This is a genomic window from Changchengzhania lutea (assembly GCF_006974145.1).
Lineage (GTDB): Bacteria > Bacteroidota > Bacteroidia > Flavobacteriales > Flavobacteriaceae > Changchengzhania > Changchengzhania lutea.
In genome coordinates, this window is the sequence record NZ_CP039456.1 from 579513 (window position 1) to 594477 (window position 14965).

Below are 14965 nucleotides of genomic sequence, written 5' to 3' on the forward strand. Positions count from 1 at the left end.
AAACGAGGTGCAAATATACAAAATCTTTAATTTATGACAACTTAATTATTATCAATTTTTTAAAATTTCTTTTAGCAGCATTTCGAAGGCTTTATTAACCCCTTTATTTATGACTCTCACTCTATGGTTACCCAACATAAATTGCTCTGAATAAACCTCATTTTTGGTAGCGATAGCAATAAATGCTGTACCTATTTCTTCGTCTGAATCGCCTTTTGTTGGTCCTGCGCTACCCGTAGTGGCAATGGCATAATCTGAATCAAATAATTGCAAGGCATTTTTAGCCATAGCTTCTGCTACTTGTGAGCTCACTACAGAATGGTCTTCTATGAGTTGTTTTGAAACTCCTAAAACTTTCACTTTAGCATCTGATGCATAAGTAACAGCGCTGCCTTTAAAATAATTGGAAGCTCCTGGTATTGCTGTAATACTTTCGGCAATTTTTCCTCCTGTAAAACTCTCAGCAGTTGCCAAGGTTTTGCCCATTTTTATAAGCTGTCTACCAATTATAGCTTCTATAGTCGCATCATGATCTTCAAAACCAAAAAATTCATCTTTAACTAATGGAAGCACTTTATCTATCTCTTTCTGAACCTCTTTTTTAATCTTTTCACTATCAAAACCTTTTGCAGAAAGACGTAATCGCATTCTACCTAAACCTGGTAAATACGCCAGTTTTATATGTTTTGGCAAGTTATCTTCCCAAGCTTCAATTCTAGCCGCTAAAGTGCTTTCGCCCAAGCCATAAATTAAAAGTGTGCGGTGTAATATAAATGGAAATTGGAAGGTCTTTTTTAATTTCGGAATGACTTCGTCTTTTATTAACGCTTTCATTTCGAAAGGCACACCTGGTAAGGATATAAATACTTTATTATCTTTTTCTAACCACATGCCTGGAGCTGTCCCAAACTTGTTCATAAGCACTTGGGCTTTTGAAGGTATGAATGCTTGATCTATATTTACTTGTAATAGGGTTTGCCTGATGTATAATTTCCAAATACGTTGAATATTTTCTAAAACAAGCGCATTCTTAACGAGGGTATCATTAAAATATTCAGCAATCGTTTTTTTTGTAATATCGTCTTTAGTTGGGCCCAAACCACCTGTTAATATAATGATATCCACACTTTTTTCAGCATCCTTAAGCGCCTTTAAAATATGCGTTTTATCATCTTGTACCGACGTGATCTGATAGACAGAAACGCCTATCTTATTAAGTTCTTTTGCAATAAAAGCGGAATTAGTATCTACAACCTGACCAATGAGAAGTTCATCGCCGATGGTTATTATTTCGGCTAACATTATAACTTGAAGTCTGATCTTATCTCAGAAACAGCGTTTTCTACAGCGTTGATAATGGTTTCTAGCTGAGCAGTAACATCTAAATCCTTCTTTTCAAATTTACCCCAATCTTGAACTTCAATTAAAATATCGAGTACTCCAAGTTCAAATAAATCGATGGTTGGTTTCATTTTATGAGCTGCTTGGTAGGCATTATAATAATCTTTTTCTGCTACCGCTTTTTTTAATCGTTCAGCATCTTCTGGCACTTCTTCTAAAAATGCTTCGGCTAAAGCACCTATGAATGCTTCATCGTTATCTGCCAGTTCACGTACCCTATATAATTTATAATGTTGCTCCATTTATTTAACTGTTATTGAAAACATTTCTTTGTCTTCTATAAATCCTTTTAATTTATCATTAGCAATAACCCTGCCTACTCCAGACGGAGTTCCTGTAAATATAATATCTCCAATCTTTAAAGTAAAATATTTTGATACATATTCGATTATTTCATCAATTTCCCAAAGCATATGGCTTGTATTTCCACTTTGAACAATTTTTTCATTCTTTTTTAACGAAAAGTCAATGGCGTTTACATCCTCTATATCTTTTACCGAAATCCATTTACCAATTACTGCTGCGCCATCAAAAGATTTTGCCTTTTCCCATGGCAATCCTTTTTTCTTTAAGCTCTTTTGTAAATCGCGAGCCGTAAAATCTATCCCTAAACCAATCTCACTATAATATTTATGTGCAAATTGCTTATTAATATATTTACCAACGCGATTAATTTTCACCAAAACCTCGACTTCATGATGTACATCATCTGAGAAATCTGGAATAAAAAACGGTTGCTTTTTAAGAAGAATTGCCGTGTCCGGCTTTAGAAATACCACTGGGTCTGTTGGCTTTTCATTTTCTAATTCAACGATATGGTCTGTATAATTCCGACCGATGCAGATAAGTTTCATCCTATCCTAACTTATTGTTGAAACTTCTCAATTTAATAGCTGTTAACACCTTTTTGGTATACAGCGGAAAATCCGCATTAAGCAACCAACCAAAGTACCCTGGTTCTGTTTCCAAAACATCTGTAATGAGTTTTCCTTTATGCTTTCCGAAAGAAAAACATTCCTCCCCATTTTTATTATAACTGATAAATCCAGCAAAATCTGCAAACTTTCTTCTAGAACTAAATTCAGCCAAAAACTTGGTATCGTTCTCTAAATCGTCATACTTTTCAATTTGGGCCTTTAACACTTCAAATGTGGCATTTGTATCTGCCTCGGCACTGTGCGCGTCTTCTAAGTTTTGATTGCAATAAAACTTATACGCTGCACTTAGAGTGCGTTGTTCCTTTTTATGAAAAATGGTTTGTACATCTACAGCTAAACGATTTTTCATATCAAAATCAATCTCAGCACGTAACATTTCTTCTGCCAACAAAGGGATATCGAATCGGTTAGAATTAAATCCCCCTAAGTCAGAGTCTTTAATCATATTATAAACACATTTCGCTAATTCCTTAAAAGTGAGCTCATTGGCAACTTTTTCATTAGTAATACCATGTATGGCAATGACTTCCTCTGGAATTTCCATTTCTGGATTTACCAACCACGTTTTGCGTTCTTCGGTGCCGTTGGGAAAAACTTTAAGAATCGAAATTTCTACTATTCTATCTTTTGATATATTGACACCCGTTGTTTCTAAATCAAAAAAACAGATGGGTTTTGTGAGGTTGAGTTGCATTTTTTTAAATGTATTTAATGACAAATATACTGAAATGATTCGCGTTTAAAACAGTAAATCCAACGTCTTATGTGTTGGATTTACTATTTGATAAATATGAGAATTATATTTCTCGATTAGAATCCCAAGCTTCTAAATAATTTTTAACGGCTTGAACAAATTGACCGCCTAATGCACCATTTACTACGCGGTGATCGTAGGAGTGTGACAAATACATTCTATAACGAATCCCAATAAAATCACCTTCTGGTGTTTCAATAACCGCAGGCACTTTTCTTATAGCGCCTAAAGCCAATATCCCTACTTGTGGTTGATTAATAATTGGTGTCCCCATGATACTACCAAAGGTACCAACATTGGTTACAGTATACGTACCACCTTGGGTATCATCTGGTTTTAATTTACCAATTCTAGCACGCTTAGCCAAATCGTTGACCTGTTTTGTTATTCCAACGAGATTGAGCTGATCTGCATTTTTAATTACAGGAACAATTAAATTACCATCTGGAAGCGCCGCGGCCATACCCAGATTGATATTTTTCTTTTTTACAATGGTATCCCCTTGCAAAGAAATATTCATCATAGGAAAATCGCGAAGTGCCTTTGCAATCGCTTCCATAAAAATAGGCGTAAACGTAAGGTTTTCCCCTTCACGCTTCATAAAGCCATCTTTAACCTTCTTTCTCCAATTCCATATATTCGTTACATCTGCCTCTATAAAACTTTGCACATGCGCAGAAGTTTGTACAGATGCGACCATATGATGTGCAATCATTTTGCCCATTCTGGAAAGCTCGATTATTTCATCGTCTCCACTCGCAACAATTGGAGCTGCGTTTTGTTTTGGTTGGTCTTGCAATTTGGACGGCGCAGCAGGTTTAGTTTCTGTACGCGTTTCAGCTTTCGACGTTCCTCTTGACTCAATGTATTCAAGAATATCGTTTTTTGTAACTCTCCCATCTTTACCTGTACCAGAAATAGCATCTAACTCATTTTGAGAGACGCCTTCCTGTTTTGCTATATTTTTAACCAAAGGTGAATAAAAACGCTCATCACTGGACTTAACTGCTGCCACAGTTGCTTGGGCATTGACTAAAGTTTCTCGAACAGTTTCCACAGCTTTGGTTTCAACTATATCTTCATCTTCTTCCTTTTTATCTGGTGTTGCCTCTCTGTCTTCACCATCGGTTTCAATTACAGCAATTACTTGCCCTACCTGCACCACATCATCAACGTTAAATAATTTCTCAAGCAAAATCCCATCCACTTCACTGGGCACTTCACTATCCACCTTATCTGTAGCGATTTCTAAAACAGCTTCATCAAGTTCTATAGTATCTCCAACTTCTTTTAACCAAGAGGTTATGGTTGCTTCTGCAACACTCTCTCCCATTTTCGGTAATTTGAGTTCAAACTTTGCCATATCAATAATGTAATACCTGTTTTTTATATTTCGTTTGCAAAATTAATAAAAAAGCATTGATTTCTTTAAATTTTTTGTAATAAAGACTATTTTATACTTATAACCTCACCTTTACTTATTGTGTCATTGCTTCCTATAATAAAATCGGACTTACAGGGTAAGATTTTAAAGGTTATGCTTTGATTCTGGTTTTTACAACCTATATTACTAATTATCTCTTTATAACTTATATAATTGGCATCAAATATAATTTCAGAATTAGGCTCGATATCCTTTACAACCATTTTAAAAATGACATCTTTGCGCAATTTTTTACTCACTTTTTTACTCAAAGTATCCGAAACGAAATAATATCTTTCTATATGATTCTCTTGCTTAACTGGTTTTTTTCTAAAAACATAAACGAACCGAATTCCGAACCATACAAACATATCAAATAATATGTTTTTCTTAAAATGCTTTTTATAAAAAATTTGCATGGCACTATAGAAGCGTTTTGCGTAAAACTTATCCCTTAATGTGCTTTCGCCCTTAAAATGGATAATGCTCGTTTTGCCAAAATAATAATTGTCGAATCCCGCTTTTAATGACTTGTAAGACATATCAATATCTTCACCATACATAAAATAATCTTCATCAAATCCATTAATTTCGTTGAAAACGCTTCTTTTTAGTAACATAAAAGCACCCACTAAAACGTCGGTTTTTCCAATGTCATTATCCTTTAAATGATTGGCATAATAATCTTCAGGATTCCCAATCAACTTTTTAAACGCCGCTTTTACATAAGGGGTATTGCGTTTGCTTTCTAGCAGAAAATCTCCTGCACCGTTAATCAACCTACATCCAACAATTCCAAGATTTTCAGTACTATCTGCGAAGGCTAAAAGTTTTAAAAAGGTATCTTCGGCCACTACAGTGTCTGGATTAAGAATACATATATATAATCCCTTTGCCTCGGCGACACCAATATTATTACCTTTTGAAAAGCCATAGTTTTCTTTATTCTCAATTAGCTTAACATTTGGGAAAGTCGTTTTCACCATTTCGCAACTACCGTCTTCAGAATTATTATCGACTACAATAATTTCTGCATTTATATTGATAAGTGATGCTTCTACACTTTTTAGACAAAGTTCTAAAAAGTAACGGACATTATAATTTAAAATGACGATGGAGAGTTTCAAGTGCCTAAAATAGAGATTTTATTATACTGAGCATTATCCAGTCAGCAGAAATTATAATTTTAAAGACGATTCGAAGGGAATTCTGTTTAAAATACTTCGACCTAAAGTAATTTCATCTGCATACTCTAATTCATCCCCCACAGATATCCCTCGGGCAATCGTAGATGTAAACACATTATAATCTTGAATTTGCTTATAGATGTAAAAGTTAGTCGTATCGCCTTCCATTGTAGAACTCAGTGCAAAAATAAGCTCACTCACTTTATTCGATTTCACTTTAGTTACCAAGGTTTCAATATTTAAATCATGTGGGCCAACCCCATCCATGGGAGAAATTTTACCACCAAGCACATGATACAAACCCTTAAAGGAACTGGTGTTTTCAATAGCCAACACATCACGTATATCCTCAACCACACAAATCAATGATTCATTTCTATTGGGATTGGAGCAAATCTCACAAACATCATAATCGCTAATATTGTGACAAGATTTGCAAAATTTAACATCGTTACGCATGGTTTGTAAAGCTTCTGATAATGCCAAGGTTTGTTCCTTGGGCTGCCTTAACATATGCAGCACCAAACGTAATGCCGTTCGTTTACCAATACCTGGCAGCTGTGACATCTCATTTACAGCACGTTCTAGAAGTTTTGATGAAAATTCCATAGCTGCGAAATTACTATTTAGACACCAATTTCGCTAATTTTCAAGAACTCTTTTAAATTACATCCATAGCATTTGGAAATTGGAATTTAATATTTGTAATTTGAAACTTGAAAATCACGTTTTATGACGCCCACACAAATTCTCCTACTCATACTTGCTTATTTTGTTGTTTTAATAGTGATAAGCTACCTTACGGGAAAAGAAGATTCTAACGATGCTTTTTTTAAAGCAAACAAATCTGCCCCATGGTATTTAGTCGCTTTCGGGATGATTGGAGCATCACTTTCGGGCGTAACCTTTATTTCAGTTCCTGGCGCCGTTGAAACCAAACAATTTGGATATCTGCAGGTTGTTTTTGGCTATTTTTTTGGCTATTTAGTTATAGCATATGTCTTACTGCCAATTTACTACAGGCTTAATCTAACTTCAATTTACACCTATTTAAAAGATCGGTTTGGAAACACGAGTTATAAAACAGGCTCTGTGGCTTTTTTAATTTCAAGAACTGTTGGTGCTGCATTCAGATTGTTTTTGGTAGCCAAGGTGCTTCAGCTTTTAATTTTTGACCAGTATCATATTCCTTTTACCGTTACCGTGATTATTACCATAGCGCTTATCTGGCTTTACACCTTTAAAGGCGGTATTAAAACCATCATATTTACCGATACTTTGCAGACCTTGTTTATGCTCATTTCTGTTGTGATAACCATTGTTTTTTTGGCATCAGCTCTAGATTTGAATAGCGTATCTGAAGTCTATACCAATGTAAAGGAAAGTGCTTTGAGCAAAGTGTTTTTTACTGATGATGTGAACGATGCTCAATTTTTTATTAAAAGCTTTCTGGCAGGCATGTTTATCACGATAACTATGACAGGATTAGATCAAGATATGATGCAGAAAAACCTAGCGTGTAAAAATCTAAAGGAAGCACAAAAGAATATGATTTCCTTTAGCGTGGTACTTGTTTTTGTGAATATATTGTTCCTGGTTTTGGGGCTTCTACTCACACAATATGCCAATCAACATGGCATTACAGCAAAAAAAGATGACTTATTTCCAACTATTGCCATGTTACCGGAGATTGGTGTTATAACCTCAGCCTTTTTTTTACTAGGCCTTATTGCTGCGGCCTATTCTAGTGCCGATTCGGCACTGACCTCGTTAACCACATCTTTTTGCATCGATATTATTGAATTAGATAAAAAACCACAGGCCTCACAAAAACGTATAAGAAAGCAGACTCATGTTTTTATTAGCATCGTATTGGTTATTGTTATTGTTTTATTTGATGCTATTTTCAAGGATGTTTCAGTAATCTGGGAGTTATTTAAAGCCGCGGGGTATACTTATGGCCCGCTATTGGGTCTATTCGCTTTTGGGATTTTCACCAAAACCGAGCTTAAAGATAAATACGTTTGGATTATTGCCATTATCGCCCCTATGGTGTCTTATCTCATAAATGCATATTCAGTAGATTTATTAAATGGTTATCAAATAGGGTTTGAAATATTAATAATTAATGGCCTACTCACCTTTTTAGGGTTAATATTGATTCGTAGAAAGTAACACGAGTGTGCAGGCTGTTTCAAACTCAATATGATGTTCTCGTAATATTTTATACAGTTCCGGGTTTTCTGTCCCGGGATTAAAAATAACCCGTTCAGGTTTTAAGGATACGATATAATCGTAATACGGCACTTGGTTTTTTGGATTCAAATATATGGTCACGGTATCTATGTCTTCAAAACCTTTCAATGTAGTATCAACCGTAACTCCAGAAACTTCTCCAGACCGCAAACCAATCGCAAGTGTTTCAAACTTATGACTTACAAGTCGTTGTATAGCATAATGCGAATATCTATTCGGTTTTAATGAGGCTCCAAGCACTAATGTTTTCTTTTTCATATGTTAAAAAAATGTTAATAAAGGCTAAATATAGTAACAGAAATTGAATTACAGCGTCTACAAGTTAAAGTAAATCATCAATCAAAAATCAATCAAATCTAATGAAAAGACTACTCTTTTTGTGTGCTTTATTATTAACAATTTCTATAAATGCGCACACAGACCCCAAAACAAAATCTGATAAAACTGGCTCTATAACTGGAAAGGTTTTAGACGCAACGCTTAACGAACCCTTACCCTATGTCAATATTATCCTTAAAAATACAGATGGCACAACCATAACTGGAACCATTACTCTAGAAGATGGCACTTTTGAACTGGATAAAATTGCTGAAGGCAGCTTTATTATTAGTATTCAATATATTGGTTATAAGACCGAATCTAAAAATGTAACTATAGGAAAAGGCAGTTACAAAATTGATTTGGGTATTATTCTTTTAAAAGAATCTGCAGAAGGTTTAGATGAAGTAACAGTTATAGCCGAAACCTCAACAATACAACAAAAAGTAGACAGAAAGGTAATAACTATTGGTAAAGACTTAGCCGCTATAGGAAGTGCTTCAGAACTCATGGTAGGTATTCCATCTGTAAGTGTTGATGCCCAAACCGGGGAGATTAGTTTACGGGGCAATCAGAACGTACGCGTAATGGTTGACGGTAAATTATCTAATATTCCGACTGCTCAATTATTAAAGCAAATTCCATCAACAGCTATTAAATCCATCGAATTAATAACCAATCCTTCAGCAAAATATAATCCTGAAGGTATGAGCGGTATTATTAATATTGTATTGCACAAAAACACCATGATAGGCTTTAATGGTAATTTTAATGTGGGATTAACTCATGAAATAGAAGCGAAGTTCAACAGTTCTTTAGATATGAACTATCGTAACGGAAAATTCAATTTATACGGAAGCTATAGTAACAACATCTCTAAAAACAGAAATAGAGGAAATATCTTTAGACCAGAAAATAACTCGGAACAATTTTTTAAGTTTTTAGATAAAAGACAATCCCATTTATTTAAAGTAGGTGTGGATTTTTATTTAGATGATAAAAATACTATTTCATTTTTTACAACTCAAAACACCTCTGATAGTAGTACCGAAGGGCAAACTGAAGCATTATTTTATGATAATCCTACGTTTAATCAAAGTCAAATTTTTCTTGCTGAAAGTGATAACGAATCATCACAATACAATTTTGATTATAAGCATGATTTCTCAGAAGATGGCCATAATATAGAATTAGAAATCGACTATAATGTTTTTGAAGATGTTACGCCAGCAGATTTCAGGTTTTTACTCGACTCAAATGAAGATTACAAAGATTTCAATAATACAGACAGAAGTAGCACTACCATAAACTTAGATTATGTGAACCCGTTATCTGAAACCACAAAATTAGAATTAGGTTTACAGGCCCGTTTATTCAATTCGGATATTGCTTATGCTTCAACGGGGAAGACCTTAAATGAAGAAGGGATTTTAAGACCCACGCCCAGTAATGATTTTGATTATACTAGGGACATTTACTCTGCTTATGGAACATTCAGCAAAAAATTTGAAAAATGGACCTATCAAATAGGATTGCGCGCCGAAAGTGTGAAAGAAGATGCTTTGGCACTGTCCTCTGAAGCTGCAAGTACTCAAACATTTGTGAATGACTATTTTGAATTGTACCCATCCGCTTTTTTCACTTATACCCCTTCCGAAAAAAATTCCTATCAATTAAGTTATAGCCGCCGTGTTGATAGACCTGGGATCGGACAGGTAAACCCGATTAAAGAATGGAGCACACCTTTGATTTCTTCTTTTGGAAATATAGATTTAAGACCTCAATTTACCAATTCATTTGAAGCAAATTATACAAGAACATTAAAAGACAAAAAAGGAAGTATTACCGGTGGTGTTTTCTATAGAATAATTTCAGATGAGATTAATAGAGCACTATTTATTGATAGAACAGATGTGAACTCGGGGCGTATTATCTTAACCCATGATAATTTTGATGACACGTCTGCATACGGTATTGAGTTATCATCCAATTACAAACCAACAAAATGGTGGAGTATAAATTCTAGTTTTGACTTGTATTCGCAAACCCAAAAAGGTATTGCAGAAAATTTAACAGCGCCCATCGAAACGGCCACGATTGATGATATTGAAACTAATATTGATGAAGTTGATAATGTAGCATGGAATTTTAGAATGTTCAACAATTTTAAAGTAACTAAAACTTTAAGTTTTACTGCATTTGGTTTTTATAGAGGAAAAAACAAAAACTTGCAGTTTAACATGGAACCCATGTATTTTGTTAATGTGGGAGCTCGCGTAGGTTTTGCTGAAGGAAAAGGAACTGTTAGCCTAAACTATAATGATATTTTTGACACTATGGAATTTGCTTTCAAAGGCAAAAAGCCTTTTGTTCAAAATGGGGCGTTCAATTGGGAAAGCAATACATGGAACGTGAGTTTGTCTTATCGTTTTGGCGGCGGAAAATACCGTGCCAAATCAAGAAAACGTCGTGATAACAATGAAAAATCTGGTGGAGGATTTTTATAAGATTATTTAATAGTTTACATCTTAGTTGATGGTTACTATTAGTGTCAAACTATTAAATATCAACCCCTAGGCATTTGCGTTTAGGGGTTTCTTTTTTTGTTTTTTTCAAATTTAAACAATAAAAAGACAGATGTTAGCGTTAAACGTATTATACGGTCAACCAAAACGAATATTGTAATTATTTTAGAGTTAGTCACCTTCACATAATAAATTCGTAATATGAAGATTTGTATAAGAAAGTAAAAGCTCGAAATATAATATTTCGAGCTTTTGATTTTAATATTGTTAAAAAAAGTTAAAGTTTAAATGCGTATGCAATAATTATTGCTTTTTTACGTCTAAGTATATAATATTCTTCACATCAGTAATAGTGTTAGTTGAAGTTAATTAATAGCTAGAAAAACCCGAAATTTACATTTCGGGTTTTTCGTTTTTTATAATTCAATTAACTTGAACAATGGATAAAGAAGTTAGTGTCAGTTTGAGTTCTAAATCCATGATCTACTGTCTCATGTCTCAAAACAAATAAATCCCTAAAACTGACTATCAATTGGTTATTGAAATCCTGCAAGGTTTTGAAAACCTTGTAGGTTTATTTTGTAATTCTAATACCTACAAGATCAAAATAAGACCTTGCAGGATATGAATCGAACTCGAAAAAAGCTAAATAGTGCATCAAGGCAGAAGAACAAAGAAATAGCAAAACTAACACTTGAGAACTATTTAAACTTTACATATAAAGAGATTCCTGCTTTCGCAGGAATTAATTACCATTTAATGATAGCGCTTCCCCAAGTAAAGCCACTACCAAAAGCTGCTAAAACCACATTATCGCCTTCTTTAATCTTACCCTCTTCCCAAGCTTCGGTTAGGGCAATAATTATAGAAGCCGCTGTGGTATTACCGTACTTCATAATATTATTAAAAACCTGGTCATCGCGCAGTCCAAATTTTTTCTGAATGAACTGTGCTATACGTAAATTAGCCTGATGCGGAATTAACATATCAATATCATCCTTATGCAATCCGTTTTGCTTTAAGCCTTCCATGATCACTTCACTAAAACGTACCACAGCATTTTTAAATACAAATGTGCCATCCATATATGGAAAATAAGATACATCTTCTTCTCCTGCCTCTATAATTTCGGGAACCCAATGTGCAATACTTGGAGATGCAACAATCAATTTATCGGCATATTTTCCTTCACTATGTAAATGCGTAGACAAAATTCCTTTGCTATTATCTTCCTCCCTTGAAAGCACACAGGCGCCAGCCCCATCGCCAAAAATAACCGTAACGCCTCGACCACGTGTCGTTTTATCTAAACCATTACTATGGTATTCAGCACCAATAACTAAAATGTTTTTGTACATCCCCGTTTTAATAAACTGGTCTGCAACAGAAATCGCATATATAAACCCTGAACATTGGTTCCTAACATCAAGTGCACCGACCGTTGGCATATCCAGCATATCCTGAATTTGCACGCCACAACCTGGAAAATAATAATCTGGACTTAAGGTTGCAAACACTATAAAATCGATATCGTCTTTGGTTAACCCAGCACGTTCTATGGCAATTCGTGCAGCCTTGGCTCCCATGACCGCAGAAGTGTCTTCAGATCCTTCTTTTATCCAACGGCGTTCTTTAATACCTGTACGTTCTTGAATCCATTCATCACTTGTGTCCATCATTTTAGCCAAGTCATCATTAGTTACAATATTATCTGGGACATACTTACCTAAACCGGTTATTTTTGAATTGTACATAGTTTGCTTTTTGTCAATATTAATAATTTCAAGCCAATAAATTTAAGAAATTATGAAAATACAATAATAAATTACGTTCATAATTATCATTTTATAAATTTTTTATCTTTTAGATATAATAAAAAATTTCTTGAAACCGACTAAAGGAGGCAAGCCGTAGGGGTATTTCGCCGGTTTCATTTTGGCCTTGGGGCCAAAAACCGAAATTTTGTATTTTACCTCACCCAGAACTGCTGAAAATGGCAGTTCTGACCTCTCCCAAGGAGAGGTAAACAGGAAACCCCGACCCAAGGGTCGGAGAATCTTTAGATTGAAAATATAAGTTAAATCGTCTTAAAATAAATGTACTTCAATGCCAGTTTGTCACCTTTAACACATTGGCATTTTTGTTGTCCTATCCTATACCATAACGAAAACAACAATAAATTATAAATATTATGACAAAAGGAAACATTAATGTGTCGGTAGAAAATATCTTTCCGCTTATTAAAAAATTCTTATATAGTGATCACGAAATATTTTTACGTGAGCTTATCAGTAATGCAACGGATGCCACTTTAAAATTGAAACACCTTACTAATGTAGGTGATGCTAAGGTTGAGTATGGTAATCCAAATATTGAAGTTAAGATAGACAAAGAGGGCAAAAAACTTCACATTATTGACCAAGGTTTAGGTATGACAGCCGAGGAAGTAGAAAAGTACATTAACCAAGTGGCTTTTTCTGGTGCAGAAGAGTTTTTGGATAAATATAAAGATTCTGCTAAAGATTCAGGAATTATAGGGCATTTTGGTTTAGGGTTCTATTCCGCTTTTATGGTTGCCGAAAAAGTAGAAATTATCACCAAATCTTATACAGATGAACCCGCAGCACATTGGACCTGTGATGGCTCTCCTGAATTTACTATAGAGCAGTCTGATAAAACAGAACGTGGTACTGAGATCATACTTCATATTGCGGACGATTCTACAGAGTTTTTAGAAGAAAGTAGAATCCGTGAATTGTTATTAAAATACAACAAATTCATGCCTATTCCAATTAAATTTGGAACCAAGGAAGTTAACGATCCTGACTTTACGCCTAAAACGACTACAGATAAAGATGGCAAAGAAACTACGGAGCCACATAAACAAATTACAGTAGATAATATTATTAATAACCCTAATCCAGCATGGACCAAACAGCCAGCAGAATTAGAAGATCAAGATTATAAAGACTTTTACAGAGAATTGTATCCTATGCAATTTGAAGAGCCTTTATTCAACATTCACTTGAATGTAGATTATCCGTTCAATTTAACTGGTATCTTGTATTTCCCAAAAATGGGTCAGGATTTAAATGTTCAAAAAGATCGCATTCAACTGTATCAAAACCAAGTGTATGTTACAGATAATGTGGAAGGCATTGTACCGGAATTTTTGACCATGCTTCGTGGTGTCATTGATTCACCAGACATTCCTTTAAATGTATCTCGTTCTTATTTACAGGCAGATGGTGCGGTTAAAAAAATAGCATCTTACATTACCCGTAAAGTAGCTGATAAATTGAAATCGCTATTCAACAATAATCGTGAAGAATTTGAAGCAAAATGGAATGATATTAAAATCGTGATAGAATACGGGATGCTTTCTGAAGATAAATTCTTTGAAAAGGCAGATGCCTTTGCATTGTACCCTTCGGTTGATGGTAAATACTATACTTACGAAGAATTATTCAATAAAATAAAAGCGAGTCAAACCGATAAAGATGATAAGTTAGTGATTCTTTACGCTTCAGATAAAGATGCGCAACACAGTTATATTGAAGCTGCAAAAGCGAAAGGTTATGAAGTCTTGTTATTGGATTCTCCAATCGTATCGCACTTAATCCAGAAGTTAGAAACAACAAAAGAGAACATTTCTTTTGCACGTGTAGACGGCGATCATATTGATAATTTAATTAAGAAAGACGAAAACACTATTTCTAAATTAGGTGATGACCAAAAGAAAGCTCTTGATGAAATTTTAAAAGAAGTGATTCCTTCTGAAAAATTCATGGTGCAATTGGAAGCTATGGATAGTGATGCCTCACCTTTTATAATTACGCAACCTGAATTTATGCGTAGAATGAAAGAAATGCAAGCTACTGGTGGTGGCGGTGGTATGTTCGGCATGGGTAATATGCCAGAAATGTACAATCTTATAGTGAACACTAATTCTGAATTGGTTGGAGACATTTTAGCCACTAAAACCAAAAAGAAACAAGAACGCTTAATAAACCAGAGTTTAGATTTAGCACGCTTGTCTCAAGGCTTGCTTAAAGGAGAGGAATTAACAAACTTTGTTAAACGCAGTTACGAAATGATAAAGTAATAGTGTCATTGGTAGAATACAGGACGTGGCAATCCCTTTATTTAGAATAAGATTTGTT

12 protein-coding genes are annotated in these 14965 nt (G+C 34.5%); 3 read left to right on the top strand and 9 right to left on the bottom strand.

The genetic code is table 11. The features are described from left to right. Window positions 1-51 precede the first annotated feature (51 nt). From FAF07_RS02730 to recR, 7 genes are all read right to left on the bottom strand, one after another. Entirely contained in the window at window positions 52-1302 is a 1251-nt protein-coding gene (locus tag FAF07_RS02730) for a competence/damage-inducible protein A (protein ID WP_142783667.1), read from the bottom strand. Continuing rightward, window positions 1302-1643, bottom strand: coding sequence for an Hpt domain-containing protein (locus tag FAF07_RS02735; protein WP_142783668.1), 342 nt, complete (start codon window positions 1641-1643; stop codon window positions 1302-1304). Before FAF07_RS02735 ends, FAF07_RS02730 begins: the two co-directional genes overlap by 1 nt. Beyond that, entirely contained in the window at window positions 1644-2255 is a 612-nt protein-coding gene (locus FAF07_RS02740; RefSeq protein WP_142783669.1) for a fumarylacetoacetate hydrolase family protein, read from the bottom strand. Between the two features lies 1 nt (window position 2256). Beyond that, window positions 2257-3033, bottom strand: coding sequence for a 3'-5' exonuclease (locus FAF07_RS02745; protein WP_142783670.1), 777 nt, complete (start codon window positions 3031-3033; stop codon window positions 2257-2259). Between the two features lie 103 nt (window positions 3034-3136). After that, window positions 3137-4456, bottom strand: coding sequence for a dihydrolipoamide acetyltransferase family protein (locus tag FAF07_RS02750; protein WP_142783671.1), 1320 nt, complete (start codon window positions 4454-4456; stop codon window positions 3137-3139). Window positions 4457-4542: 86 nt separating this feature from the next. After that, window positions 4543-5643 carry a glycosyltransferase family 2 protein gene (locus FAF07_RS02755; protein WP_142783672.1) on the bottom strand — a complete coding sequence of 367 codons (1101 nt, stop codon included), beginning with the start codon at window positions 5641-5643 and terminating at the stop codon, window positions 4543-4545. 51 nt (window positions 5644-5694) lie between these two features. Beyond that, window positions 5695-6312 (bottom strand): recombination mediator RecR, encoded by a 618-nt coding sequence (gene recR, locus FAF07_RS02760; RefSeq protein WP_142783673.1) that lies wholly within the window; start codon window positions 6310-6312, stop codon window positions 5695-5697. Window positions 6313-6435: 123 nt separating this feature from the next. On the opposite strand from recR, the gene FAF07_RS02765 reads away from it, so the two are divergent. Beyond that, the gene (locus FAF07_RS02765) at window positions 6436-7878 is read left to right on the top strand and encodes a sodium:solute symporter (RefSeq protein WP_142783674.1); all 1443 of its coding nucleotides are present in this window, start codon (window positions 6436-6438) and stop codon (window positions 7876-7878) included. Here FAF07_RS02765 and FAF07_RS02770 read toward each other — a convergent pair. Beyond that, entirely contained in the window at window positions 7855-8217 is a 363-nt protein-coding gene (locus FAF07_RS02770) for a CoA-binding protein (RefSeq protein ID WP_142783675.1), read from the bottom strand. The genes FAF07_RS02765 and FAF07_RS02770 overlap by 24 nt on opposite strands. Before the next feature lie 101 nt (window positions 8218-8318). Between FAF07_RS02770 and FAF07_RS02775 the strand changes: the two genes are divergently transcribed. Then, window positions 8319-10784, top strand: a complete 2466-nt coding sequence (locus FAF07_RS02775) for an outer membrane beta-barrel family protein (RefSeq protein WP_142783676.1) — start codon at window positions 8319-8321, stop codon at window positions 10782-10784. Window positions 10785-11551: 767 nt separating this feature from the next. Here FAF07_RS02775 and FAF07_RS02780 read toward each other — a convergent pair. Beyond that, complete coding sequence (locus FAF07_RS02780; RefSeq protein WP_142783677.1) at window positions 11552-12556, bottom strand: 3-oxoacyl-ACP synthase III family protein; 1005 nt, start codon at window positions 12554-12556, stop codon at window positions 11552-11554. Window positions 12557-12993: 437 nt separating this feature from the next. On the opposite strand from FAF07_RS02780, the gene htpG reads away from it, so the two are divergent. After that, window positions 12994-14907 carry a molecular chaperone HtpG gene (gene htpG / locus FAF07_RS02785; RefSeq protein WP_142783678.1) on the top strand — a complete coding sequence of 638 codons (1914 nt, stop codon included), beginning with the start codon at window positions 12994-12996 and terminating at the stop codon, window positions 14905-14907. Window positions 14908-14965 lie beyond the last annotated feature (58 nt).